This window comes from Actinoplanes teichomyceticus ATCC 31121, assembly GCF_003711105.1.
Classification (GTDB): domain Bacteria; phylum Actinomycetota; class Actinomycetes; order Mycobacteriales; family Micromonosporaceae; genus Actinoplanes; species Actinoplanes teichomyceticus.
This window is the reverse complement of sequence record NZ_CP023865.1, coordinates 1,028,900-1,054,621: the sequence shown is the minus strand read 5'-3', so window position 1 is coordinate 1,054,621 and position 25,722 is coordinate 1,028,900. Positions and strand designations below refer to the sequence as shown.

At 72.9% G+C, this 25,722-nt stretch carries 22 protein-coding genes and 2 pseudogenes; 10 read left to right on the top strand and 14 right to left on the bottom strand.

What is annotated here, in order from left to right:
• Positions 1–111 precede the first annotated feature (111 nt).
• The 6 genes from ACTEI_RS04805 to hutH all read left to right on the top strand — a co-directional run bounded on the left by ACTEI_RS04805 (position 112) and on the right by hutH (position 8,071).
• A complete protein-coding gene (locus ACTEI_RS04805) occupies positions 112–957 on the top strand; it encodes a MurR/RpiR family transcriptional regulator (RefSeq protein WP_122976539.1) in 846 nt (281 codons plus the stop codon).
• Positions 958–1,027: 70 nt separating this feature from the next.
• Positions 1,028–2,662 (top strand): urocanate hydratase, encoded by a 1,635-nt coding sequence (hutU, locus tag ACTEI_RS04800; protein WP_122981915.1) that lies wholly within the window; start codon positions 1,028–1,030, stop codon positions 2,660–2,662.
• Positions 2,655–3,809 (top strand): allantoate amidohydrolase, encoded by a 1,155-nt coding sequence (locus ACTEI_RS04795; RefSeq protein ID WP_122976538.1) that lies wholly within the window; start codon positions 2,655–2,657, stop codon positions 3,807–3,809. The genes hutU and ACTEI_RS04795 overlap by 8 nt, the downstream gene beginning before the upstream one ends.
• Positions 3,806–5,107, top strand: coding sequence for a formimidoylglutamate deiminase (locus ACTEI_RS04790; protein WP_122976537.1), 1,302 nt, complete (start codon positions 3,806–3,808; stop codon positions 5,105–5,107). The genes ACTEI_RS04795 and ACTEI_RS04790 overlap by 4 nt, the downstream gene beginning before the upstream one ends.
• Complete coding sequence (gene hutI / locus ACTEI_RS04785; protein WP_122976536.1) at positions 5,104–6,294, top strand: imidazolonepropionase; 1,191 nt, start codon at positions 5,104–5,106, stop codon at positions 6,292–6,294. The genes ACTEI_RS04790 and hutI overlap by 4 nt, the downstream gene beginning before the upstream one ends.
• Positions 6,295–6,535: 241 nt before the next feature.
• Positions 6,536–8,071, top strand: a complete 1,536-nt coding sequence (gene hutH, locus ACTEI_RS04780) for a histidine ammonia-lyase (protein WP_122976535.1) — start codon at positions 6,536–6,538, stop codon at positions 8,069–8,071.
• Positions 8,072–8,291: 220 nt separating this feature from the next.
• On the opposite strand, the gene ACTEI_RS04775 is transcribed toward hutH, so the two are convergent.
• The 6 genes from ACTEI_RS04775 to ACTEI_RS04750 form a co-directional block, all read right to left on the bottom strand.
• The gene (locus tag ACTEI_RS04775) at positions 8,292–9,923 is read right to left on the bottom strand and encodes an MFS transporter (protein ID WP_122976534.1); all 1,632 of its coding nucleotides are present in this window, start codon (positions 9,921–9,923) and stop codon (positions 8,292–8,294) included.
• A complete protein-coding gene (locus tag ACTEI_RS04770) occupies positions 9,923–10,990 on the bottom strand; it encodes a MerR family transcriptional regulator (protein WP_122976533.1) in 1,068 nt (355 codons plus the stop codon). Before ACTEI_RS04770 ends, ACTEI_RS04775 begins: the two co-directional genes overlap by 1 nt.
• 244 nt (positions 10,991–11,234) lie before the next feature.
• A complete protein-coding gene (rdgB, locus tag ACTEI_RS04765; RefSeq protein ID WP_122976532.1) occupies positions 11,235–11,849 on the bottom strand; it encodes an RdgB/HAM1 family non-canonical purine NTP pyrophosphatase in 615 nt (204 codons plus the stop codon).
• Entirely contained in the window at positions 11,846–12,574 is a 729-nt protein-coding gene (rph, locus tag ACTEI_RS04760; protein ID WP_122976531.1) for a ribonuclease PH, read from the bottom strand. The genes rdgB and rph overlap by 4 nt, the downstream gene beginning before the upstream one ends.
• A gap of 10 nt (positions 12,575–12,584) precedes the next feature.
• Positions 12,585–13,799 carry a glycosyltransferase gene (locus ACTEI_RS04755; RefSeq protein WP_122976530.1) on the bottom strand — a complete coding sequence of 405 codons (1,215 nt, stop codon included), beginning with the start codon at positions 13,797–13,799 and terminating at the stop codon, positions 12,585–12,587.
• A 64-nt stretch (positions 13,800–13,863) separates the two neighbouring features.
• On the bottom strand, positions 13,864–14,610 hold the full coding sequence (locus ACTEI_RS04750) for an MBL fold metallo-hydrolase (protein ID WP_122976529.1): 747 nt from the start codon (positions 14,608–14,610) through the stop codon (positions 13,864–13,866).
• Between the two features lie 272 nt (positions 14,611–14,882).
• Here ACTEI_RS04750 and ACTEI_RS04745 point away from each other — a divergent pair, with 272 nt between their 5' ends.
• Positions 14,883–15,269 (top strand): hypothetical protein, encoded by a 387-nt coding sequence (locus tag ACTEI_RS04745; protein ID WP_122976528.1) that lies wholly within the window; start codon positions 14,883–14,885, stop codon positions 15,267–15,269.
• 14 nt (positions 15,270–15,283) lie between these two features.
• On the opposite strand, the gene ACTEI_RS04740 is transcribed toward ACTEI_RS04745, so the two are convergent.
• The 5 genes and pseudogenes from ACTEI_RS04740 to clpS form a co-directional block, all read right to left on the bottom strand.
• Positions 15,284–16,249, bottom strand: a complete 966-nt coding sequence (locus ACTEI_RS04740) for a PLP-dependent cysteine synthase family protein (RefSeq protein WP_122976527.1) — start codon at positions 16,247–16,249, stop codon at positions 15,284–15,286.
• 5 nt (positions 16,250–16,254) lie between these two features.
• On the bottom strand, positions 16,255–16,569 hold the full coding sequence (locus ACTEI_RS04735; RefSeq protein WP_122976526.1) for a MoaD/ThiS family protein: 315 nt from the start codon (positions 16,567–16,569) through the stop codon (positions 16,255–16,257).
• A 62-nt stretch (positions 16,570–16,631) separates the two neighbouring features.
• Positions 16,632–17,128: pseudogene (locus ACTEI_RS04730) on the bottom strand (M67 family metallopeptidase).
• A gap of 62 nt (positions 17,129–17,190) precedes the next feature.
• The gene (locus ACTEI_RS04725; RefSeq protein WP_122976525.1) at positions 17,191–17,691 is read right to left on the bottom strand and encodes a DUF2017 domain-containing protein; all 501 of its coding nucleotides are present in this window, start codon (positions 17,689–17,691) and stop codon (positions 17,191–17,193) included.
• Between the two features lie 20 nt (positions 17,692–17,711).
• Positions 17,712–18,002: an ATP-dependent Clp protease adapter ClpS gene (gene clpS / locus ACTEI_RS04720; RefSeq protein WP_122976524.1), complete on the bottom strand. Its 291-nt coding sequence runs from the start codon at positions 18,000–18,002 to the stop codon at positions 17,712–17,714.
• 118 nt (positions 18,003–18,120) lie between these two features.
• Between clpS and ACTEI_RS04715 the strand changes: the two genes are divergently transcribed.
• From ACTEI_RS04715 to ACTEI_RS04700, 3 genes and pseudogenes are all read left to right on the top strand, one after another.
• The gene (locus tag ACTEI_RS04715) at positions 18,121–19,407 is read left to right on the top strand and encodes a nicotinate phosphoribosyltransferase (protein ID WP_187645915.1); all 1,287 of its coding nucleotides are present in this window, start codon (positions 18,121–18,123) and stop codon (positions 19,405–19,407) included.
• A gap of 8 nt (positions 19,408–19,415) precedes the next feature.
• Positions 19,416–19,997: an isochorismatase family protein gene (locus tag ACTEI_RS04710; protein ID WP_122976522.1), complete on the top strand. Its 582-nt coding sequence runs from the start codon at positions 19,416–19,418 to the stop codon at positions 19,995–19,997.
• Between the two features lie 529 nt (positions 19,998–20,526).
• Positions 20,527–20,841 (top strand): annotated as a pseudogene (locus ACTEI_RS04700) (GNAT family N-acetyltransferase); the annotation flags it as partial.
• 77 nt (positions 20,842–20,918) lie between these two features.
• Here the strand turns inward: ACTEI_RS04700 and ACTEI_RS04695 are convergent.
• The 3 genes from ACTEI_RS04695 to ACTEI_RS04685 form a co-directional block, all read right to left on the bottom strand.
• Positions 20,919–22,340, bottom strand: a complete 1,422-nt coding sequence (locus ACTEI_RS04695) for an MFS transporter (RefSeq protein ID WP_122976521.1) — start codon at positions 22,338–22,340, stop codon at positions 20,919–20,921.
• 160 nt (positions 22,341–22,500) lie between these two features.
• Positions 22,501–24,258 carry an aa3-type cytochrome oxidase subunit I gene (gene ctaD, locus ACTEI_RS04690; protein ID WP_122976520.1) on the bottom strand — a complete coding sequence of 586 codons (1,758 nt, stop codon included), beginning with the start codon at positions 24,256–24,258 and terminating at the stop codon, positions 22,501–22,503.
• Between the two features lie 136 nt (positions 24,259–24,394).
• Positions 24,395–25,501, bottom strand: coding sequence for an FAD-dependent monooxygenase (locus ACTEI_RS04685; protein ID WP_122976519.1), 1,107 nt, complete (start codon positions 25,499–25,501; stop codon positions 24,395–24,397).
• Positions 25,502–25,722 lie beyond the last annotated feature (221 nt).

Below are 25,722 nucleotides of genomic sequence, written 5' to 3'. Positions count from 1 at the left end.
CCAACAGACGCGCCAACTGACTCTCAAAGCGCCAACTAAAACTAAAGCTCACAACACGTCGGGCGGGGTGAGGCACTGGCCTGTGAAAGTTTTTATGCATAGGCTGACCATGTGAATGACGGGGTGGTCAGGACGGCGGAGCGGGTGCTCGATCTGTTCCAGGGGGCGCGGCTCACGCCCACCCAGCGGCGGATCGCGCACAGCCTGGTGGAACACGCCGCGAAGGCCGCCTACCTCTCCGCGGCCGAGGTGGCCGCGCTGGCCGGGGTGAGCCAGCCGTCGGTGACCCGGTTCGCCATGGCGCTGGGCTACTCGGGTTATCCGGCGCTGCGCCGCGAGCTGCGAGCGGTCGCCTCGGGCGCGCCCAGCGAGCCGGCCGGGCAGAACGGGATGCAACGCGCGGTGCTGGCCGAGACCGAGCACCTGCGCCGGCTCGCCGACGACCTGCACCGGCCCGACGGCGTACGGCAGGCGGCCCGGCTGCTCGCCGCCAGCCGGCCGCTGCCGGTGCTGGGCCTGCGCGCGGCCGCGCCACTCGCGTCGTACTTCGGCTATTTCGCCGCCAAGGTCTTCCCGGACGTGCGGGTGCTCGACAGCGGCGGGACCGGACTGCTGGACCGGCTGGATCAGGCCCGCGCCGCCGGGGCCGGTGCCATGCTGGCGATCGTGCTGCCGCGTTACCCGCGCGAGTCGGTCGAGGCGGTCCACGAGGCCAAGGCCGCCGGGTACGCCGTGGTCGCGATCACCGACTCGGCGGTGAGCCCGGTCGCCGGCACGGCCGACGTGGTGCTGCCCGCCGCGGTCGGCACCCAGCTCGTGTTCGACCTGCACACCGGGCCGATGACGATGGCCATGGTGCTGCTGGAGGCGATGTGTGACGCCGCCCCGGAGGCGGTGCAGCGGCGCCTGGAGGAGTTCGAGGCGTCCGCCACCCGCCGGAACATCTTCGTCGCGTGAGACCGCACCGGTCGCACCCGGCGCAGCGCACCGGCGGCGCCGGGTGCGACCGCACAGGGAGGAGAAGACGATGAACGAGATCCGTGCCCCGCGCGGTTCCGCGTACACCGCCATGGGGTGGCCGCAGGAGGCCGCCAAGCGGATGCTGCTCAACAACCTCGACCCGGACGTGGCCGAACGGCCACAGGATCTCGTCGTGTACGGCGGGACCGGCCGGGCGGCCCGGGACTGGCCGTCCTTCCACGCCCTCGTCCGCGAGCTCGACCGGCTGCGCGGCGACGAGACCCTGCTGGTGCAGTCCGGCCGGCCGGTCGGGGTGCTGCGCACGCACGAGTGGGCGCCGCGGGTGCTGATCGCCAACTCCAACCTGGTCGGCGACTGGGCGACCTGGCCGGAGTTCCGCCGGCTGGAGCAGCTCGGCCTGACCATGTACGGGCAGATGACCGCCGGCTCGTGGATCTACATCGGGACGCAGGGCATCCTGCAGGGCACCTACGAGACGTTCGCCGCGGTGGCCGCCAAACGGTTCGGCGGCGACCTGGCCGGGACGCTCACCCTGACCGGCGGGTGCGGCGGCATGGGCGGCGCGCAGCCCCTGGCGGTGACCATGAACGGCGGTGTCTGCCTGATCGTCGACGTGGACCGCGCCCGGCTGCAGCGCCGGGTCGACACCCGCTACCTCGACGTGATCGCCGACAGCCTGGACGATGCGGTGACCCGGGCGTTGGCCGCCCGGTCCGCCAGGTCGGCCGTCTCGATCGGGGTGGTCGGCAACGCGGCCGAGGTCTTCCCCGAGCTGCTCCGCCGCGGCGTCGACATCGACATCGTCACCGACCAGACCAGCGCGCACGACCCGCTCAGTTACGTGCCGATCGGCGTCGACGTCGCCGACGCCGCCACGCTCGCCCGCGCCAAGCCCGACGAGTTCACCGAATGCTCCCGGGCCAGCATGGCCCGGCACGTCGAGGCGATGGTCGGCTTCCTGGACCGCGGCGCCGAGGTCTTCGACTACGGCAACTCGATCCGCGGTGAGGCCCAGCTGGCCGGCTACGCCCGGGCATTCGACTTCCCCGGTTTCGTGCCCGCCTACATCCGGCCGCTGTTCGCCGAGGGCAGGGGACCGTTCCGGTGGGCCGCGCTCTCCGGCGACCCGGCCGACATCGCCGCCACCGACCGCGCCGTGCTCGACCTCTTCCCGGACAACGAGCCGCTGGCCCGGTGGATCCGGCTGGCCGGCGAGCGGGTCGCGTTCCAGGGCCTGCCGGCGCGGATCTGCTGGCTGGGTTACGGCGAGCGGGACCGCGCCGGGGTGCGGTTCAACGACATGGTGGCGCGCGGCGAGGTGTCGGCGCCGATCGTGATCGGCCGGGACCACCTGGACTCCGGGTCGGTGGCCTCGCCGTACCGGGAGACCGAGGCGATGCTCGACGGCTCGGACGCGATCGCCGACTGGCCGCTGCTGAACGCACTGGTCAACACGGCCTCCGGGGCGAGCTGGGTGTCGATCCACCACGGTGGCGGGGTGGGGATCGGGCGCAGCATCCACGCCGGGCAGGTGTGCGTGGCCGACGGGACGGCGCTGGCCGGGCAGAAGATCGAGCGGGTGCTGACCAACGACCCGGCGATGGGCGTGCTGCGGCACGTGGACGCGGGCTACGAGTCGGCGTCCGCGTCCGGTGTGCGGATCCCGATGCGCGATGAGTGACTTCGCGGCCCTCTGGGCCGAGATCGCCCCGATCGGCCGCACTCGCGGCGGCGGCTACCTGCGGTACGCCCTGACCCCGCCCGAGCTGGCGCTGCGCGACTGGTTCCGGGCGCAGGCGGACCGGCGTGGGATGACCGTGACCGGGGACGGCAACGGCAACCTGTTCGCCTGGTGCGGCGCGCCCTGGGCGCCGGGGACGGTGCTGACGGGCTCGCATTTCGACGCGGTCCCGCACGGCGGGGGCTACGACGGGCCGCTCGGCATCGTCAGCGCCTTCCTCGCCCTGGACCGGATGTCCGCGCCACGCGGCATCGCGATCGCGGCGTTCGTGGACGAGGAGGGCGGGCGTTTCGGCGTGCCCTGCCTCGGCTCGCGCCTGCTGACCGGGGCGATCACGCCGGAGCGGGCGGCGGCGCTGACCGATCGGGACGGGGTCACGTTCGGCACGGCGCTCGGGGCGGCGCCCACCGGGCGGGTCGCCGCGCTGGGCGGCCTCGCCGCGTTCGTGGAACTGCACATCGAACAGGGCCGGGCGTTGGCGGCGCCGGTCGGGGTGGCCAGCGCGATCTGGCCGCACGGGCGGTGGCGGATGGAGTTCACCGGCGTGGGCGATCACGCCGGCACCACCCGGATGACCGACCGGCGCGACCCGATGCTGACCTTCGCGCACACCGTGCTGGCCGCGAACCGCGAGGCCCGGCTGGCCGGGGCGCACGCCACCATGGGCCGCATCGAGGCCGAACCGAACGCCACCAACGCCATCCCGTCGCTGGTCCGCGGATGGTTGGACGCCCGCGCCGCGGACACCGCGACGCTCGACCGGCTGCTCGAAGCGGTGCTCAAAGAAGCCACCGAGCGGGCCGGCCTGGACGGCACCGAGGTGTCGGTCGTCGCCGAATCGGTCACCGCCGAGGTGGCCTTCGACACCGAACTGGCCCGGCGGCTGTCCGCCCTGCTCGGCGACGCGCCGATCCTGCCGACCGGGGCCGGCCACGACGCCGGGGTGCTCTCCGCGCATCTGCCGACCGCGATGCTGTTCGTGCGCAACCCGACCGGGGTGTCGCACGCGCCCGCCGAGAACGCCACCGACGCCGACTGCGAGGCCGGGGTCGCGGCCCTGGCCCGGGTGCTGGAGTCGCTGACGTGACCGCCTATCTGGCCGAGTACGCCTGGGTCGGCGGCCGCGTCGAGCCGGACGTCCGCATCGAGGTGGCCGACGGGCGGTTCGGGGCGGTCACCCCCGGCTCGCCGGACCCCTCGGCGACCCGGCTCACCGGACTGGTCCTGCCCGGACTGGCGAACGCGCACTCGCACGCCTTCCACCGGGCCCTGCGCGGTCGCACCCACCACGACCGCGGCAGTTTCTGGACCTGGCGGGAGCTGATGTACCGGGTCGCCGGCCGGCTCGACCCGGACAACTACTTCACGCTCGCCAGGGCGGTCTACGGCGAGATGGCGCTGGCCGGGATCACCTGCGTCGGCGAGTTCCACTATCTGCACCACGGCCCGGACGGCACCCCGTACGCCGATCCGAACGCGATGGGCCATGCCCTGATCGCGGCGGCCGCCGCGGCCGGCATCCGGATCACCCTGCTCGACACGGTGTACCTCACCGCCGGCGTGGACGGCACACCGCTCGACGGCGTGCAGCGGCGGTTCTCCGACGGCAGCTACGACGGCTGGCACGCCCGTTTCGACCGGCTGCGCGGCGGGGCCGGGGTGCGTATCGGCGCGGCGCTGCACTCGGTGCGCGCCGCGCCGGTCGAGGGCATGGCGACGTTCGCGCGGCGCACCGACGGGCTGCCGGTCCACGTGCACCTGTCCGAGCAGCCGGCGGAGAACGAGCAGTGTCAGGCCGTACACGGCTGCTCCCCCGCCGAGCTGCTCGACACGATGGGCGTCTGGCAGCCGATGACCACCGCCGTGCATGCCACCCACCTCACCGATGCCGATCGTGACCTGCTGGCCGGGCAGTACGTGTGCCTGTGCCCGACCACCGAGCGGGACCTGGCCGACGGCATCGGCCCGGCCCGGGCGCTCGCCGACGCGGGCGCCACCCTCACCCTGGGCAGCGACAGCCACGCGGTGATCGACCTTTTCGAGGAGGCGCGCGGGGTGGAACTCGACGAACGGCTCGCCACCCGGCGGCGCGGGCACTTCGGCGCCGGGGAGCTGCTGAGGGCGGCCACGGCCACCGGGCACGCGTCGCTCGGCTGGCCGGACGCCGGCGAGATCGCCACCGGGCAGCGCGCCGACCTGGTAGCGGTGTCGCTGTCCAGCGCCCGGACCGCCGGGATCGATCCCGCCGGGGTACTCTTCGCCGCCACGGCGGCCGACGTGACCGACGTGGTCGTCGACGGGCGGCCGGTGGTGACCGGGGGCCGGCACCACGCGATGGACGTGCCCCGGCTCCTGCGCGAGACGATCGAGGGGGTGCTCCGATGAGCCTGTTGATCACGAACATCGGCGAGCTGTTCACCAACGCCGACCACCACCTGTCGCGCGACGCCGCGGTCATCGTCGACGGTGAGCGGATCGCCTGGATCGGCCCGGCCGCCGACGCGCCGGACGCCGACGCGCGGATCGACGCGGACGGGGCGGCGGTGCTGCCCGGCTTCGTGGACAGCCACGCGCACCTGATCTTCGCCGGGGACCGGGCCGGCGAGTTCGCCGCGCGGATGGCCGGGCAGCCGTACACCGGGGGCGGGATCCGGACCACGGTCGGCGCCACCCGGGCGGCGAGCGACGAGGAGCTGCGCCGCAATGCGCGGCGCCTGGTCGGCGAGGCGCTGCGGCAGGGCACCACCACGATCGAGATCAAGTCCGGGTACGGCCTGAACGTCGCGGACGAGGCCCGCTCGCTGCGGATCGCGTCGGAGTTCACCACCGAGACCACGTTCCTCGGCGCGCACGTGGTGCCGGCCGAGTACCGCGACCGGCCGGACGAGTACGTCGGCCTGGTCTGCGGACCGATGCTGGCCGCCGCCGCCCCGCACGCCCGGTGGGTGGACGTGTTCGTCGAGCGCGGGGCGTTCGACGAGGACCAGGCCCGCAACATCCTGGAGTGCGGCCGGGCCAGAGGCTTGGGCGTACGGGTGCACGGCAACCAGCTCGGCCCGGGCCCCGGCGTCCGGCTGGCCGTCGAGATGGAGGCGGCCAGCGTCGACCACTGCACCCACCTCAGCGACGCGGACGTGGACGCGCTCGCCTCGTCGGGGTCGGGCATCTGCACGTGCGGCTGGTCCGACCGCACCGTCGCCACGCTGCTGCCCGGCGCGGAGTTCTCCACCCGGTCGCCGTACCCGGACGCGCGGCGGCTCCTGGACGCCGGGGTGACCGTGGCGCTGGCCACGGACTGCAACCCCGGGTCGTCGTTCACCTCGTCGATGGCATTCTGCATCGCGCTGGCGGTCCGGGAGATGCGGATGACGCCGGTCGAGGCGGTGCGGGCGGCCACCCTCGGCGGGGCGCGGGCCCTGCGCCGCGACGACATCGGCGTGCTCCGGGTCGGTGCGCGGGCTGACCTGATCATCCTGGACGCGCCGTCCTGCCTGCACCTGGCGTACCGCCCGGGGATGCCCCTGATCCGCACCGTGGTGCACGGCGGCCGCCCGGTCGGAGCCCCGCGGTGACCACGGCCAGCCGGGCGGGCCGCCGCCCGGAGAAAGCGGCCCCGGCCGGCCACCGCGGACCGATACCCGACACGCACCGGGCGGGCCGCCCGGAGAAACCGGCGACACCGGCCCCGGCCGGCCACCGCGGACCGACACCCCACAGGCACCGGGCGGGCCGTTCCATCGGGATCCGGCGGGCGCCCGCCGCCGCTGCCTCCTCCACCGTCCCAGCCGCCACCATGCACGACGGAGTGCCGCAATGACCGTGATCGTCCAGCCCACCGGGATCGACCCCGCCGACGTGCTCGCCGTGGCACGCGGTGACGCCCGGGTCGAGCTCTCCCCCGCCGCCGTCGAGGCGATGGCCGCCAGCCGCGCCATCGTGGACGGCATCGAAGCCTCCGGCCGGCCGGTGTACGGCGTCTCCACCGGTTTCGGCGCGCTCGCCAACACCTCGATCGAGCCGCGACGCCGCGCCGAGCTGCAGCACGCGCTGATCCGCTCGCACGCCGCCGGGGTGGGCGCGCCGATGCCCCGCGAGGTGGTACGGGCGATGATGCTGCTGCGGGTGCGCTCGCTGGCGCTGGGCCGCTCCGGGGTCCGCCCGGTGCTCGCCCAGGGCCTGATCGACCTGCTGAACCACGACATCACCCCGTGGGTGCCGGAACACGGGTCGCTGGGCGCCTCCGGTGACCTGGCCCCGCTCGCGCACTGCGCGATCGTGCTGCTCGGCGAGGGCTGGGTGGTCGGCAAGGACGGCGAGCGGGCGCCCGCCGCCGACGCCCTGCACGCGGCCGGGCTGCGCCCCCTGGAACTGGCCGCCAAGGAGGGGCTGGCGCTGATCAACGGCACGGACGGGATGCTCGGCATGCTGCTGCTGGCCATCGCGGACGCGGAGCACCTGTTCGCGATGGCGGACGTGACCGCGGCGCTGGCCACCGAGGCGATGCTCGGCTCGGAGCGGCCGTTCCTGCCCGAGCTGCACGCGATCCGGCCGCACCCGGGGCAGGCCGCCTCCGCCGCCAACATCCACCGCCTGCTCCAGGACTCCGCGATCATGGACTCGCACCGGGAGGACCTCGCCCACGCGGTACAGGACGCGTACTCGATCCGCTGTGCGCCGCAGGTCGCCGGCGCGGCCCGGGACACGCTCGATTTCGTACGGGTCACGGCCGCCCGTGAACTCGTCTCGGTGGTCGACAACCCGGTGGTCCTGCCGGACGGGCGGGTCGAGTCGACCGGCAACTTCCACGGGGCCCCGCTCGGCTTCGCAGCGGACTTCCTGGCCATCGCCGCCGCCGAGGTCGGGGCGATCGCCGAGCGCCGGGTGGACCGCCTGCTCGACGTGACCCGCAGCCGGGACCTGCCGCCGTTCCTCAGCCCGGACGCCGGGGTGAACTCGGGCCTGATGATCGCGCAGTACACCGCCGCGGGGATCGTCGCCGAGAACCGCCGGCTGGCGTCCCCGGCCTCGGTCGACTCGCTGCCCACCAGCGGCATGCAGGAGGACCACGTCTCGATGGGCTGGGCCGCCACCAAGAAACTCCGCACCGTCCTGGACAACCTCACCAGCCTCCTCGCCGTCGAACTCCTGGCCGCCGTCCGCGGCCTGCAGCTGCGCGCGCCGATCACACCGTCCCCGGCGGGCCGCGCCGCGATGGCCGCCCTGGAGCCGTTCGCCGGGCGGCCCGGCCCGGACGTCTTCCTGGCCCCGGTGCTGGAGCAGGCCCGCGCGGTGGTCGCCGGCCCCGGCCTGCGTGCCACCATCGAATCCGCCACCGGCCCACTCCTCTGATCCGTACTCCCCTGAGCTCTCCTCCTCGGAGGCCTGATCCCTCTGATCCCGCTCGGCGCGGGCGTCAGGGGGACGGGATCACCCCCGCCTGCCAGGCCGCCCCGCACGGGCATCAAGGTGGAACGATCACCTCGCACCGCCGAGCCGCCCGCACGGACATCAGAATCGAAGATCACCCGGCACGGCTGAGCCGCCCGGCACGGACATCAAGGTGGAACGATCACCTCGCACCGCCGAGCCGCCCGGCACCGCCATCAGGGTGGGTTGGCCGGCTCGCCGGAGGGGGTTTCCCCGGGCCGGTGGCCGCCTCCGGTTGGCACACCGAGTATCGGCGCAGCTCCGGAACTGCCCGCACGATCGCCGCCACCGTGGCGACCGTGAGCAGTCCGCCGGCGGCGATCGTCAGGCGCGGCCCGGCGAGTGAGCCGATCCAGCCGTGCAGCAGGTTGGCCAGTTGCGGGCCACCGACCAGCACGACGATCAGCGCGCCCTGGATCCGGCCGCGCATGGCGTCATCCGCACAGTCCTGGGAGATGGCGTTACGGAACGTGCTCAGCACGAGGTTGATCGCCCCGCCCAGCGTCAGCACGGCCAGGGCCAGCCACAGCCGGGTGGTCAGGCTGAACAGCACCACCGTCACGCCCCAGGCGAGGGCGGCCCCGGCCATCAGCAGGCCGTGTCGCCGGGCCCGGGTGAAGGCGGCCGAGCCGAGCCCGGCCAGCACCACCCCGGCCGGATAGGCGGCATAGAGAAGGCCGAGCGTCGGCCCGCCACCGGGTGGGCCGCCGAACACCCGCTCGGCCAGCTCGGGGAAGAGCGCCACCGGCATCCCGAACACCATCGCGGCCAGATCGACGGCCAGCACCGCGAGCAGCATCCGGCTGCCGGCGAGGTAGCGGAAACCGGCCAGCACCTGCCCCGCCACGCTTCGCGCTGCCCGGCCCGGGACCGTGCCGGGCGGTGCGGAAGCGGCGGGCCGGGCGGAGGAGGCGTCCGACGGAGAGGACCCGGACAGCGAGGAGGACGCGCCGACCCGGGAGGAGAGCCGCGGCGGGGACGGCGAAGAAGCCGCGCCAGCGGCGGACGACGCGGCGGTGTCGGAGGGAGCGGACGGCGAGGACGACGAACCACCAGCAGACTGCGCGCCAGCGTGGAACGGCGAGGACGACGAGCCACCAGCGGACGACGCGCCGACGTGGGAGGGAGCGGACGGCGAGGACGACGAACCACCGGCGGACGGCGCGCCGGCATGGAACGCGGCCGACGGCGGGAGCGGCGGGAGCGGCGGGAGGAGGTGGACGGCGCGGAGGGCGGCGAGCAGGGCCAGCGCATCGCAGAGGTAGAGCGTGGACAGGCCGGTCAGCGGGATCAGCAGGCCGGCCAGGGTGGGGCCGAGGATGGAGCCGGTGGAACGCACCAGAGAGTTCAGGCTGTTCGCGGCGGGCAGCAGGTCGGCCGGGACCAGCCGGGGCAGCACCGCGCCGGACGTCGTACTGATCGCGCCGAGGCTCGACCCCTGGCCGGCCACCAGCAGCAGGAGCAGCGGCAGCGGGACGCCGCCGAGCGCCGCCTGCGCCCACAGCGCCAGATGGGCCAGGACGAGGACGGACTGAGCGGCCAGCAGCACCTGACGCCGGTCCCGGGTGTCGGCCAGCGCACCGGTTCCGAGCGCCGAGCCGGCCAGCGCCACGAACGACACCACCGCGGCGAGCCCGACCGTCGCGGAGGAACCGGTCGTCGCGTAGAGCTGCACCGGCACCGCGACCACGCTGAACGATCCGCCCACCGCGGACACCAGCGAGGCGAGCCACATCCGGCGGTACGCCGGGATGGCCAGCGGGCGCCGGTCCATCACGCCGCCTCGGGCTCGTCGAGCCGCACCACGTCGGCGACGACCACCGCCACGTTGTCCGGGGCGCCGTACGCATAGGCGCGCCGCATCAGCTCACCGACGATCTGCCCCGGCTCCCCCGGCCCGGCCAGCACCCCGCGCAGCTCCGCCGCCGGCACCACGGTGGAGAGCCCGTCCGTGCACAGCAGATACCGGTCGCCGGCGCGCGCGTCGTGCACCGACAGGTCGGGCCAGGCGCCACCGCCGGGGGTCAGCGCCTGCACCAGCAGCGACCGTTGCGGGTGGACGGCCGCCTCGGCCGCGGTCAGCCGGCCCTCGTCGATCAGCTGTTGCACGTAGGTGTGGTCATGGGTGATCTGCCCGAGCCGGCCGTCGCGAAGCAGGTAGGCCCGGGTGTCGCCGATGTGGGCCAGGGCCAGCCGGGACCCGGACCAGAGCAGCGCGGTGAGGGTGGTCACCGCGTCCTCGGAGATCTCCGCGATTGCCCGCTCCGCTTCGCGCAGCGCGTCGGCGAGCACGCCGAGCAGGTCGTCGGCCGCGACGGTGAGGGTCTCCAGGGTTTCCAGGGGTTTCAGCGCCGCCACCGCCGCCGCGCCGATCCGGTCGCTGCCGGGGCCGCGCATACCGTCGGCGACGGCGAGCAGGCGCGATCCGGCGTACGCATAGTCGTCGTTGGTGTCCCGCACCGGGCCGGGCCGGGCGCTGGCCGCGCACCGCAGGCCGAGGCGGACCGTGGCCCGGCCTCGGCCGGCGAGGTGTTCGACGAGGAGGCCGGCGAGGCGGGCGCGCGCGGCCGTCTCCGCCTCGACCTGCGCCCAATGCCTGGCCACCGCCTCGGCCGCGGCCTCCGGCGGCAGAGCGCAGACCCGCCGGATCTCGGCCAGCGGCATGCCGAGACGGCGCAGCGAGGCGATCAACCGGGCCTGCTCCAGCTGCTCCTCGGCATAGAAGCGATAGCCCGACGTCTCGTCGACGACGGCCGGCCGCAGCAGGCCGAACTTGTCGTAGAGCCGGAGAGCCTTGGTGGAGAGCCGGGTGGCCCGGGCGAACGCGCCGATCGAGAGCATGTCCTCGATGCTGAACCTTGCCCCAGGGGCAAAGTCAACCCGCCGGAGCGCGGCTCACCGCAACCCGGCGAGACCCGGACCACCGGCGCGACCCACCGCACCCCGCCGAGACCCCGACCAGCGGCACGACCCACCGCACCCCGCCGAGACCCCGACCAGCGGCACGACCCACCGCACCCCGCCGAGACCCCGACCAGCGGCACGACCCACCGCACCCCGCCGAGACCCCGACCAGCGGCGGGACTCAGCGCGGCAGCTCCTTGGCGATCACCTTGGCCAGCTCCCGGAACGCCTTGCCGCGGTGGCTGATCGCGTCCTTCGCGGCCGGCTCCAGCTCGGCGTTGGTCCGCTCCTGCCCGTCACCGAGGAAGATCGGGTCGTACCCGAAGCCGCCGTCACCGCGCCGGGCGCGCAACAGCCGCCCGGTCTGCCGGCCCTCGACCAGGTGCTCCCGGCCGTTCGGCAAAACCAGCGCGGCCGCGCAGACGAACGCCGCGCCGCGGTGCTCGTCGGCGACATCGCTGACCTGGGCCAGGACCAGGTCCAGGTTGGCCGCGTCGTCCCCGTGCCGGCCGGACCAGCGGGCGCTGAACACGCCGGGCATGCCGTTGAGCGCGTTCACCGCCAGGCCGGAGTCGTCGGCGACGGTCGGCAGGCCGGTCCGTTTGGCGCCCTCGCGGGCCTTGATCAGCGCGTTCTCGCCGAAGGTGAGCCCGGTCTCGGGCACGTCCGGGTACCCCGGGAAGTCGCCCAGCCCGACCAGCTCGATCTGGCTCATGCCGAGCGCGGCGTCGAGGATGCGCTGCAGTTCGACCAGCTTCTTGCGGTTCCCCGTGGCGAGGAGCAGGCGGGCGCTCACGCGGCCAGCGCCTTCTGCTGCGCGGCGGCCAGCTCGGCGCAGCCGCGGACGCCGAGGTCCAGCATCGCGTCCAGCTGGGCCCGGCGGAACACGCCGTTCTCCCCGGTGCCCTGCACCTCGACGAAGTCACCGGCGCCGGTGCACACCACGTTCATGTCGACCTCGGCGGCGACGTCCTCTTCGTACATCAGATCCAGCCGGGCCTCGCCGGCGACGATCCCGACGCTGACCGCCTGGATCGAGGAGTGCAACACCTTGTCGATCTTGCCGGCCAGCGCCTTGCGCTGGGCCAGCCAGGTCACCGCGTCGTGCAGGGCGACGTAGGCGCCGGTGATCGCGGCGGTCCGGGTGCCGCCGTCGGCCTGCAGCACGTCGCAGTCGAGCACGATGGAGTTCTCGCCGAGCGCCTTGAGGTCGATGCAGGCCCGCAGGCTGCGGCCGATCAGACGGGAGATCTCCTGGGTACGCCCGCCGACCTTGCCCTTGACGCTCTCCCGGTCGCCACGGGTGTTGGTGGCCCGGGGCAGCATCGCATACTCCGCGGTGAGCCAGCCCAGCCCGGAGCCCTTGCGCCAGCGCGGCACCCCCTCGGTGACGCTGGCGGTGCAGAGCACTCGTGTGTTGCCGAACTCCACCAGCACCGATCCCTCGGGGTGGATGCTCCAATGCCGGGTCAGGGTCACCGGTCGCAGCTGGTCGGCCGCTCGGCCGTCGGGTCGCGCCATGACCCCAACCCTATGCGTAACGCGGCGCGCCGGCTTCGTCCGCCCCGGCATCACGCACCAGGCGCGGTCGCGGGACCGCCGGGCGGATCAGCGACGGCGCCGGGACGGGCGCGGCGGCGGGGGCCGGCGCGAGGTCGTGCGCCCGCAGGAAGCCCTCGACGGAGCGGGACCAGCTGAACTGCTCGGCGCGCGAGCGGGCGATGGCGCGCCGCTCGTCCCGCGGGCGCTCGATCAACTGGGAGACCGCGTCGGCGAACGCGTCCGGCGTGCCCGGGACCGCGGCCCCGGCCTCGCCGATCACCTCGGGCAGCGCGCTCTGCTGGTCCACCACCACCGGGGTGCCGCAGGCCAGCGCCTCCAGCGCGGACAGGCCGAACGTCTCCACCGGCCCGGGCGCGAGCACGACGTCGGCCGAGGCGAGCAGCGCGGCGACGGCCTTGCGGTCGGAGATGTGCCCGGCGAAACGTACCGGCAGTCGCGCCGCCCGGTAGGCCAGCGCGGCCCGCCGGGTGCCGTCCCCGGCCATCACCAGCACCGCCGGCACCTTGCCGTTGCGCAGCGCGGCCACCGTGTCGACGGCCAGCTCCGGGCGTTTCGCCCCGGAGAGCCGGCTGGCGTACACGATCAGGAGCTCTTCCGGGCGGGCGTAGCGGGAACGGACCCCGATGTCCATCCGGCTCGGGTGGAACACCTTCAGGTCGACACCGAGCGGCACCTCGACCAGGTTCGGCACGCCGAGGCGGCGGAACTCGGCGGCGGCGTACGCGGTGGTGCAGACGATGGTGTCGAAGGCCTCCGCGGTACGCCGGTTCAGCCGGTCGGCGAGGGCGTCGCGCTTGGGCATGCCCCAGACGCCGAGCAGCCCGGCCAGGCTCTCGTGGGAGACCATCATCGACCGGACCCCGCGCTGGCGGGCCCAGTTCCCGGTCCAGCGCAGCGTGGTGCGGTCGGAGACCTCGATCCGGTCCGGTTCCAGGCTGTCCAGCAGCCTGATCAGCTCACGCCGCCCGGCCAGCACGCGGTACCCGCCGGTCCGCGGGATGGGTGCGCTGGGCAGCGTGATGACCCGGCCCTGCCGGACCTGCTGATCCTTGAACCGCCGGCCGGGGATGATCAGGACGGGCTCGTGGCCCGCCCGCCGGTATCCCTTGCCGAGCTCGCGCAGGGTGGTCCGCAGGCCGCCGGTGTGGACCGTGACGAAGTTGGCCAGGCGAACGATGCGCATGCAACAACTCCAAAGTCACGACACGTGGTGCACCGGTGTAAGCCGATCTCACCCCCGTACCGGCTCAGAGATCGTATCTGGCCCCCGGGCGGACGACTTCGACCGGTCCCGCGTACGCCGCACCGGCCGCTTCCACAATAGATGCCTCACTGGCCCAGGCCGGGACAAGATGTGTCAACAACAACTTGGCGACGTCCGCCTTGGTGGCCGCCTCGCCCGCCTCGCCGCCGGTCAGGTGCAGGTCCGGCGGGTTGACCACGCCGTCCATGTAACTCGCCTCGCAGAGGAACAGGTCGGCCCCGGCGGCCAGGCGCAGCAGGGCCTCGCACGGCGCGGTGTCGGCCGAGTAGGCCAGCACGCGGCCGTCGTGCTCGATGCGTACGCCGTATGTCTCCACCGGATGGTTGACCCGGTCCACGGTGACCTGGAACGGCCCGATCGGGAACGTGCCGGGCTGCAGCCCGTAGAACGTGTAGACGTCGTCCACCGGCTCACCCTCGGCGCTGTACGCGGCGGCGATCCGCTCGGCGGCGCCCATCGGCGCGTACACCGGAAGCGGCGGCAGCGGGCCGGCCGGATCGTAGCGCCGGACCACGACGTAGGTGCATGCGTCCAACATGTGGTCGCAGTGCAGGTGGGTGAGCAGGATCGCGTCGACGGACCGCATGTCCGAGTACCGCTGCATGGCGGAGAGCGCTCCCGACCCGAAGTCGATGAGCAGCCGGAATCCCTCGGCTTCCACGAGATAGGCCGAACAAGCCGACTCGGGGCCGGGGAAACTGCCGGCACAACCGAGAACGGTTAGTCGCATGCGGGTCCCTCTGACTCACACTGGGTCGGCCACATCCGGGTCGTCCACGCCCCGCCCGACCGGTCCGCGCTGGACTTGTCAGACCAGTCAATCACGGAGCGAAGCGTACGCCGTGACCCCTGCCTGACGTACAGGACTGATCGATTTGTCGCTAAATCGACAACGTACATCACAGCCGCTGTGACCTCGGTCGTCACCTTTTCCACCGTCACGTCCGGTAAGCCCTCCGCGTTGCTTTGAGTGAGGACTGACGGCGATCTGATGGAGGCCATGTGACCGCGGTCGAGCCGACCCGCATCTCACGCAACGCGGTACCCGAAATCGGGTCGTTCGAACCGTCGTGGGACGAGGCGCCGGCGGTGTTCCGGTTCCCGGCGGAGGGCGACCCGGCGCCCGGCACGGCGCGGGTCCTCACCATGGCCGGGTACACCGCGATGCTCGGCCTGACCGGCGCCGGGGTGGGCCTGTACGCGGTGATCGCGGTGCTGCGCGGCGCGCCCGGATGGTACCTGCCGGCGCTGGCGCTGCTGACCATGCTCAGCGTGGCGCCGGCGGTCGGCGCGTTCCTCGCCGTCCACCGGCGTGCCCTGCCGTGGATCCTGCTGCTCAGCGCAGCGCCACCGATGGCCGGCGCGCTGCTGCTGGCCGTCGCTTACTGAGGGCGCCGGGCGGCTCAGGCCCAGAGTTGGCCCTCGAGGGCCTCTTCCGCGTCGTTCAGGGTGCCGCCGTACGCCCCGGTGGAGAGGTACTTCCACCCGCCGTCCGGGATCACGAACGCCACGTCGGCCCGCTTGCCGGCCTTGACCGCCTCGTGCGCGACCGCGAGCGCGGCGTGCAGGACCGCGCCGCTGGAGAAGCCGGCGAAGATCCCCTCGACCTCGACCAGCTGGCGGGTCCGCAGCACCGCGTCCCGGGTGCCGACCGAGAACCGGCGGTCCAGCACGCTGGCGTCGTACAGCTCGGGGACGTACCCCTCGTCGATGTTGCGCAGACCGTAGACCAGCTCGCCGTACCGCGGCTCGGCGGCGATGATCTGGATGCCCTCGACCTTCTCCTTGAGGAAGCGCCCGGTGCCCATCAGGGTCCCGGTGGTGCCCAGACCGGCCACGAAGTGGGTGATCGTGGGCAGGTCGTGCAGCAGCTCCGGGCCGGTGGTCTCGAAGTGCGCGCGGGCGTTGGCCGGGTTGCCGTACTGGTAGAGCATCTTCCAGTCGGGGTGCTCGGCGGCGATCTGCTTCGCGGTCGCCACCGCCTGGTTCGAGCCGCCGGCGGCCGGCGAGAAGATGATCTCCGCGCCGTACATCCGGAGCAGCTGGGTGCGCTCGGCCGAGACGTTCTCCGGCATCACGCAGACCAGGCGGTAACCCCGCAGCTTGGCCACCATGGCCAGGGCGATGCCGGTGTTGCCGCTGGTCGGCTCCAGGATGGTGTCGCCCGGGCGCAGGTGCCCGGACTCCTCGGCCTCGCGCACCATGAACAGCGCGGCACGGTCCTTGATGCTGCCGGTCGGGTTGCGGTCCTCGAGTTTGGCCCAGAGCCGCACCGGCGGCGCCCCCTCGGGCACCGCCGGGGAGAGGCGGGGCAGGCCGACGAGCGGCGTGCCCCCGCACGCGTCCAGCAGGCTCTCGAAGCGAGCCATCGCTTCTAGCGGCCCAGCAGCGCGGCGGCGGCCGCGAAACCGAGAGCGCCGCCGGCCACGGCCGGGAGGATGGTGACCGAGTCGCCGTCGTTCAGCTTGGCGTCGAGCGCGCCGAGGAAGCGGACGTCCTCGTCGTTGACGTAGATGTTGACGAAGCGGTGCAGGCCGCCCTCGGGGGTGATCAGCCGGCCCTTGATGCCGCTGTGCCGGGCGTCCAGGTCGTCGATCAGGGCGGAGAGGCTGTCGCCAGCGCCCTCGACGACCTTCGCGCCGCCGGTGTAGCTGCGCAGGATGGTGGGGACGCGAACTTCGATAGCCATGATTGTCATGCTCCTAGAAAGGAAGAAAGCCGAACTGCGGGCAGGGGTCGATCGGTCGCTGTCTAGCGACAGGGACACTCGTAGACGACCGACACCGGGCTCTGCCCGAACATGTACGACTGCACGGCACTCACCTTCACGACTTCACCGTCGCATCCACGATGTTGACCTCTTCCTCGGTCACCACACCGTCCACGATACGGAACGAGCGGATCTCCTCGGAATCCGGCTCGCGGGTCGAGATGAGCAGATAGTGCGCGTTCGGCTCACCGGCAAAGGAGATGTCGGTCCGCGACGGGTACGCCTCGGTCGCGGTGTGCGAGTGGTAGATGACCACCGGCTCCTCGTCGTTGTCGTCCATCTCGCGCCACACCCGCAGGTGCTCCATCGAGTCGAACTCGTAGAACGTCATCGACCGCGCCGCGTTGTCCATCGGGATGTGCCGGGTGGGCACGTCGCTGCCGATCGGGCCGGCAACCACACCGCAGGCCTCGTCCGGGTGGTCCCGGCGGGCGTGGGCGACGATCGCACGTACGATCGAACTGTCGATGGTCAGCACGTCGTTCACATTACCGAAGTATTCTGCCGAGCCGTGCGTGGCGAGGCACACACTCCGGGTCGCTACTCGATCTCCGGAAGCGCGTTGAGCAGCGACTCCTGCAGGTAGCCCAGGTAGGCGTAGACGGAGAGCTGGAACACCCGGCTGGAACCCGGGTCCTCCAGGACCGCGTCGTCCAGCTCCTCGGCCAGGTCGGTGTCGGCCTGGATGTCGAGGCGGGTGCCCATCGCCAGCCGGGCGTCGTTGATCGCCCGCAGCCAGGCCTCGGCGGCCTCGCCGTCCAGCCGGACCTCGCCCTCGCCCTCGTCGGGCAGCGCGGCCAGGATCGCGCCGGCCTGATCGATCTTGGCGGTCTTCAGGTCGCCCTCGGTGTACAGCCGGAACTCGCTGGAGTCCTCCGGCCGGTCCGGATAGATGTCCGGAAAGAGCCGGCCCACCACCGGATCGGTGTGATCCATCCCGTCGGTCAGCAGCCCCACCACCTCGGCGGCCACCTTCCGCAGGACACGCACCTCGTCGTGCGCGAACGTGGCCACGCACTGACCGCCGCTGCGTCGGAACATGCTCTTCCCCACCCGCTTTGTCAGGCTCGGTCCACAGTTGCCCAGAGACCGTATCCGTGCAGTTGGTTGGCGTCCATCTCCATGCGCTCCCGGGCGCCGGTGGAAACCACCGCCTTGCCCTTGGTGTGCACGTCCATCATCAGCTGTTCGGCTTTCTCCTTGCTGTATCCGAAGAGCTTCTGGAAGACCCAGGTCACGTACGACATGAGGTTGACCGGATCGTCCCAGACGATGGTCACCCAGGGCCGGTCAGCGGCCGGTACTTCCTCGATCTCCGGCGTCTCGACGGGAGCAACCTGAGGCAACGCCATGCCCCCATGGTGCCACCGGTTGCGCCGTACCTGTGAACCGGAGCACCGAACCGCAGGTGAAAGCCCCTTCCCGGGGCACCGGCCGCGGTACCGCCACGAGCGCAATAGGGTAGGGACCGTGGAGACCATCGCGCCGGCCCTGCTGACCGATCACTACGAGCTGACGATGATCAGCGCCGCCCTCAAGGACGGCACCGCCGACCGGCCGTGCGTGTTCGAGGTCTTCGCCCGTCGCCTGCCCACCGGTCGCCGCTACGGCGTGGTCGCCGGCACCGACCGGCTGATCGACATGATCGCCGGGTTCCGGTTCGACGCCGGCGAGATCGAGTACCTGCGTTCGTCCGGTGTGATCGACGCGCCCACCGCCGCCTGGCTGGCGAACTACCGCTTCACCGGCGACATCGACGGCTACCCCGAGGGTGAGCTGTTCTTCCCCGGCTCACCGATCCTCACCGTCTCCGGCAAGTTCGCCGAGTGCGTGGTGCTGGAGACGCTGATCCTCTCGGTGCTCAACCACGACTGCGCGATCGCGGCCGCCGCCGCGCGCATGGTCACCGCCGCCCGCGGCCGCCCGATCATCGAGATGGGCTCGCGGCGCACCCACGAGCAGGCCGCGGTCGCCGCCGCCCGGGCCGCCTACCTGGCCGGGTTCGCGTCCACGTCCAACCTGGCCGCCGGCCGCGCCTACGGCATCCCGACCACCGGCACCTCCGCGCACGCGTTCACCCTGCTGCACGACGACGAGCCGGCCGCCTTCGGCTCTCAGGTGGCCGCGCTGGGCAAGAACACCACGCTGCTGGTCGACACGTACGACATCAGCCAGGGCATCCGCAACGCGATCGCCGTCGCCGGGCCGGACCTGCGGGCCGTGCGGATCGACTCCGGGGACCTGTCCGTGCTGGCGCAGCAGTCGCGGGAGCTGCTCGACTCGCTCGGCGCCACGGAAACGAAGATCATTGTTTCCGGCGACATGGACGAGTACTCGATCGCCACGCTCGCCGCCGAGCCGGTCGACATGTACGGCGCCGGCACCGCGGTGGTCACCGGCTCCGGGGCGCCCACCGCCGGCCTGGTCTACAAGCTGGTCGAGGTGGCCGGCCGCCCGGTGGTCAAGCGCTCGGAGAACAAGGCGACGGTCGGCGGCCGCAAGACCGCGGTGCGCCGGCACAAGCCCACCGGCACCGCGATCGAGGAGGTCATCGTCTCCCAGGGCGTGCCCGACCACCAGGCCAACGACCGGCTGCTGCAGCGCACGTTCATCGCCGACGGCGAGCCACAGGAGCGCCCGAGCCTGCTGGAGTCCCGCGACCACCTGCGGCAGTGCCTGATCTCCATCCCGTGGGAGGGCCTCAAACTTTCCGCGGGCGACCCCGCCATCCCGGTCATCATCATTCCCACCGTCTAGGGGGTCCCATGTCACGCGCGCTGATCATCGTGGACGTGCAGAACGACTTCTGCGAGGGCGGATCGCTGCCGGTCGCCGGCGGCGCCGCGGTCGCCAAGGGCATCTCGCTGGTGCTCGCCAAGGCCGGCGAGCGCTGGGACCACGTGGTCGCCACGAAGGACTACCACATCGACCCGGGCACGCACTTCAGCGACCATCCCGACTATGTCGACTCCTGGCCGGCGCACTGCGTGGTCGGCTCGTCCGGCGCCGACTTCCATCCCGAGCTGGTCACCGACCGGATCGAGGCGGTGTTCCACAAGGGTGAGCACCGGGCGGCGTACTCCGGCTTCGAGGGCCGCACCGAGAGCGGCGAAACCCTCGCCGGGTGGCTGCGGGGCCGGGGTGTCACCGAGGTCGAGGTCGTCGGCATCGCGACCGACCATTGCGTACGAGCCACCGCGCTGGACGCCGCCGCCGAGGGCTTCGACACCACCGTGGTGCTGGAGCTCACCGCCGGGGTCGCCCATGCGACCACCGCCGCCGCCCTGGAGCAGTTCCGCGCCGCGTCGATCACGACCACCGGCGCCCCGGTCGTCGACCCGGTCTGACCCGATGGCCGGACCCGCCGCCCCGGCGCCACCCCCTCCCCGGGACCCGAGCCGGGCGCCCGGCCGGCCGGAACTGGCCCGCCGCCCCGCCGCGGTGATCCGCCCGTTCGCCGAGGCGGACTGGGCTCAGGTGTGGCCGATCGTGCGGCAGGTGGTGCGGGCCGCCGACACGTACACCTACGACCCGGCGATGACCGAGGCGCAGGCGCGGGAGATCTGGCTGGAACGCCCACCCGGCCTGACCGTGGTGGCCGCCGAGCCCGTCCGCTCCCGTGCGGACGCCGGCGCGGAGCGCCTCCGGGGCGGCGTACCGGCGGGCGCGCTGCTGTCCGGCGAGGACGGCGCTTCCGGCGTACCGGCGGGCGCGCTGCTGTCCGGCGGGCACGGCGCTTCCGGCGTACCGGCGGGCGCGCTGCTGTCCGGCGGGCACGGCGCTTCCGGCGTACCGGCGGGCGCGCTGCTGTCCGGCGGGCACGGCGCTTCCGGCGTACCGGGAGAGGGGCCCGGCGGGGACGCGGCCGGGGCGGCCGAGCGCATCGCCGGCACCGCGAAGATGGGGCCGAACCGGCCCGGACCCGGCGCCCACGTCGCCACCGCGAGTTTCATGGTCGCGGCCGGCAGCCGCGGGCGCGGCGTCGGCGCCGCCCTCTGCCGGTTCGTCATCGACTGGGCGCGGCGCCAGGGGTACGCCGGCATCCAGTTCAACGCCGTCGCCGAGTCGAACACCGCGGCCGTGGGCCTGTACCGCCGCCTGGGGTTCCAGGTGATCGGCACCGTCCCGCGCGCCTTCGAGCACCCCACGCGCGGCCGGGTCGGCCTGCACGTGATGTACCTGGAGTTCTAGGAGCGATGTACCGGAAGCGCCGGGGCGGCCCGGCGCAGCGGTCCCCCACCGCCACCACGGGGGCGCGGCGGCCGCCGTCAGGTCGAAGCGGACCCCGGCGCCGCGCTCGTCGCCGCCACCGCCGGTGGCACGGCGTCCGGAGCCGACGCAGCCGATGCAGCGGCCGCAGACGACGCAGCCGGCGACGGCGCAGCACCCGGAGACGACGCAGCCCCCGGCACCACCGGCGACGGCGCAGCACCCGGAGACGACGCAGCCCCCGGCACCACCGGCGACGGCGCAGCACCCGGAGACGGCGCGGCGGCGTCGGTCGGATCGGCCGGGGCGCCGGGGCGGCGGCGCAGCTCGGCCGGCAGGACGATCAGCGCGACCAGCACGCCGACCGCGCCGACCGCCGCGAAACCCCACTTCGGGCCCAGGTTGTCGATGGCCAGGCCGGCCAGCGGACCGCCCAGCGCGACGCCGACGGTGAGGGCCGAATTGTGCAGCCCCATCGCCTCGCCCCGGGCGCCGGCCGGGATCAGCCGGCTGATCGCGGCGGAGCTGGCGGTGATGGTCGGGGCGCAGAGCATGCCGGCCGGGATCAGCAGCACGGCCAGCAGCCACCAGTGCTCGCCGCCCAGTCCGACCGGGACGGTCAGCACGGCCATCGGGGCGAACAGCGCGAGGATCGGCACGCCGCGCCGGACCGTACCGTAGGCGAAGCCGCCGACCAGCGAGAACAGCGCCCACAGCGACATCACCAGGCCGCTCCAGCCGAGCTGCCCGGACTCGCGGAGCACCGCGACGACCGACACGTCGGTGCCGGACAGGACCAGGGTGGCGGCCATCGTGACGGCGAGGATGGCGACGAAGCGGGGTTTGAGCCACTCCCGCCGGGCGACGCGTTCCCCGGCGGACACCGGGGCCTCGTGCTCGGCCCGGGTGGGCGGGTCGAGCAGCCACAGGCCGACACCGGCGAGCAGGATGCCGCCGGCCAGGGTCAGCATGGCGACGCGTGGTCCGGCGTCGCTGGTGGCGATCAGCACACCGAGGGCCGGGCCGGCCATGAACGACAGCTCGGTGGTCATCGAGTCGAGGGCGAAGGCGGGCAGCCGGTGCGACTCGGGGGTGAGCGCGGCGATCGACTGACGGGCCACCGAGAACGCCGGCAGGGCCAGGAAGCCCCCGAGCACGGCGACCGGCAGCAGCGCCCAGTACGGCAGCGCCTGCGCCACCAGCCAGTAGATCACCTCGGCGACGGTGGTCAGCACCAGCACCGGCCGCAGGCCGCGCCGGTCGATCAGCCGGCCCATCACCGGGGCGCCGAGCGACCCGCCGATCGTCGCGGCCGCGCCCACCAGCCCGGCCGCGCCGTAACCCCGGTCGAGGTCGGTGACCACGTGCAGGGTGAGCACCACGGCGGCGGCCGCGATCGGGACGCGGGCCAGCGTGGCGACCACCAGCAACGACGGGATCTTGGGCAGCGCCAGGGTTTCCCGGTAAGGCTTGAGCAACATGACGATCCTGACCTCCGCCGCCGATCCTCTCCCAGGCGTACGACAGAAACCAATGCCTTTGGCGCAGCTCACGTGCCCGGCCCCGGTTTTCTGGCAACGGGTGCGAAACGGGCCGGCCCGCGCTTGCTGCAAGCGCGGGCCGGCCCGGTCGTGAAGATCGTTACTTGTCGCGGTTGTCCGTGACGTCCTCGGGGTAGGTCGCCCCGCCGTCGGACTCGCGGGTCAACACCCGGGCGCCGCCCTCCGGCGGACCGGCCAGCGACTGCTCGCCGGCCGCCAGCTCGGGGAACTTGAGGTCGAAGGCGGGCCGCTCGGAGCGGATCCGCGGCATCCGGTCGAAGTTGCGCAGCGGCGGCGGGGTGGTGGTGGCCCACTCCAGCGAGTTGCCGTGGCCCCACGGGTCGTCCGCGGTGACGACCTTGCCCACCTTGTACGACTTCCACACGTTGTAGAGGAACGGCAGCGTCGCCGCGCCCAGGATGAACGAGCCGATCGTGGAGACCGTGTTCAGCGTGGTGAAGCCGTCGGTCGGCAGGTAGTCGGCGTACCGCCGCGGCATGCCCTTGGTGCCCAGCCAGTGCTGCACCAGGAAGGTGGTGTGGAAGCCGATGAAGGTCAGCCAGAAGTGCACCTTGGCGAGGCGCTCGTCGAGCATCCGGCCGTACATCTTCGGGAACCAGAAGTAGATGCCGGAGAAGACCGCGAACACGATCGTGCCGAAGAGCACGTAGTGGAAGTGCGCGATCACGAAGTACGAGTCGGAGACGTGGAAGTCGATCGGCGGCGAGGCCAGCAGCACGCCGGAGAGGCCGCCGAAGAGGAACGTCACCATGAAGCCGACCGCGAAGAGCATCGGCGCCTCGAAGCTGATCTGGCCGCGCCACATGGTGCCGATCCAGACGAAGAACTTCATGCCGGTCGGGACCGCGATCAGGAAGCTCAGGAAGCTGAAGAACGGCAGCAGCACCTGACCGGTGACGAACATGTGGTGCGCCCACACGCTCATCGACAGCGCGCCGATCAGCAGCGTCGCGGCGACCAGGCCCTTGTAGCCGAAGACCGGCTTGCGGCTGAAGACCGGGATCACTTCGGTGATGATGCCGAAGAACGGCAGGGCGATGATGTACACCTCGGGGTGGCCGAAGAACCAGAAGAGGTGCTGCCACAGCATCGGGCCGCCGGTCTGCACGTCGAAGACGTGCGCGCCGAGCACGCGGTCGGCGGCGAGGGCGAACAGCGCGGCCGCCAGGAACGGGAAGACCATCACCGCCAGCAGCGCCGTGACGAGCATGTTCCACACCATGATCGGCATCCGGAACATGGTCATGCCCGGCGCGCGCAGGGTCAGGATCGTGGTGATCAGGTTCACCGAGCCGAGGATCGTGCCCAGACCGGAGATGGCCAGCCCGACCACCCACATGTTCCCGCCGACGCCCGGCGAGTGCAGGGAGTCGCTCAGCGGGGTGTAGGCGAACCAGCCGAAGTCGGCCGCGCCGCCGGGGGTCAGGAACCCGCCGATGGTGATCAGGCCACCGAAGAGGTAGAGCCAGTACGCGAACGCGTTCAGCCGCGGGAACGACACGTCGGGCGCGCCGATCTGGATCGGCACCACGTAGTTGCCGAACGCGAACACGATGGGTGTCGCGAAGAACAGCAGCATGATCGTGCCGTGCATGGTGAACAGCTGGTTGAACTGCTCGGGCGACAGGTACTGCATGCCCGGCCGGGCCAGCTCGGCGCGCATCAGCAGCGCCATGAGGCCGCCCAGTAGGAAGAACACGAAGGCGGTGATCATGTACATGATCCCGATCTGCTTCGCGTCCGTCGTGCGCAGGATTCGGGCCAGCGCCGAACCCTTGACCTGCCGTCGCACCGGATATGGACGGGTCGCGATCGGCGACGGCGCAACGGTCGTCACGAATTGCCTCCGTTGTCTCGTTCGTCCCACTCGGCACGCCGCGAAGATCGGGCGTACCTCGCTGGCAGAATAGTCCCCCACCGACCTTCGGCCTTCGCGGGGTGACCAAAGGACCACCTAGGACGAGGGTCCGGCGTCAGACCGGCGCGGCGAGACCCCGGTAATGATCGGTGAAGATCTGGGCGCCGCGGCGGCGCAGCATCGGGTCGCGCACCGACGGCGGCACGTCCCTGGTCCGGTCCCGCTCACGGGTGCGGTCGCGCACCTGCGCGCAGCGCGGCCGGCGCCGCTGCTCGTAGGCGTGCAGGGCGGCCGGGATGTCCTGCGCCGAGCGGCGCAGCTCCTGGCCGAGCACATAACCGTCCTCGAAGGACATCGCCGCACCCTGGGCCAGGGTCGGCGCGGTGGCGTGCGCGGCGTCGCCGACCAGGACGACCGGCCCGCGCGACCAGGCCGGGAGGACCACCTCGTCGGTCCGGGCCACGGACACCTTCTCGATCCGGTCGAGGATGCCGGTGACCGGGCCGCCGAACGAGCCGAAGACCTCGCGCAGCCGCCCCAGCGGGTCGACCGGGTCCGGGGCGTCCGGCGCGGTCTCGTCGGCGTGGCAGTAGACCCGGCGGCCGCCCATCGGCATCGCGACGAACTGCGCGCGCCGGCCCAGCACGGCCGTCCAGTCGGTGAGCGGCGGGCCGCCGGAGACCACCGCGCGATAGACGACCTGGCCGGTCGGCGTGGCCGGGCCGCCCAGCCCGGCTCTCTCCCGGACCGTCGAGCGTCGCCCGTCCGCGCCGACCACGAGGTCGTACTCCGCGATCGCGCCGGTGGTGAACTCGACCTTGGCGGCGCCGTCGACGACCTGCACGTCGCGCACCCCGGTGGCATACCGCACCTCGCCGCCGACCCCGGTGAGCAGCACCTGCTGCAGATCGGCGCGGGACAGCGCGCGGGACTCGCCGACGCCGGCCCAGAGCCCGGCGACGTCCATCTGGAACAGCTCACGACCGCGGGCGTCCAGGAAGACCTGGCGGAAGATCAGGTCACCGAGCGGGCGCAGCGGGACGTCGAGACCGAGCAGGCGCAGCGCGCGAGAGGCGTTGCCGGGGAGGTAGATGCCGGCCGCCGGGCTCATCGTGGCGGGCAGGGCCTCGACGACGTCCGGCCGGAAGCCCGCGACCCGCAGACCCCGGGCCGCGGCCAGCCCGGCGATGCCGGCGCCGACCACGAGGATGCGCAACGTCATCGGCCAACGCCTCCCTGTCGATGGATACGCGTCGGAGCCAGAACACTACCGCGCGCCACCCTCGCGGGAAACCTGCGATCACCACCGACGCCGATCCGGGGAGGGCGCGGCGCCGGCGGGCGCCTCGCTGTCCTCCGATCGGGTGGTGCCACAGTGGTGGAAGGCGCGACTCGCCCGGGCCAGCGCGACGGCGCGACGCGCCCGGACGAGCCTGCGCATCC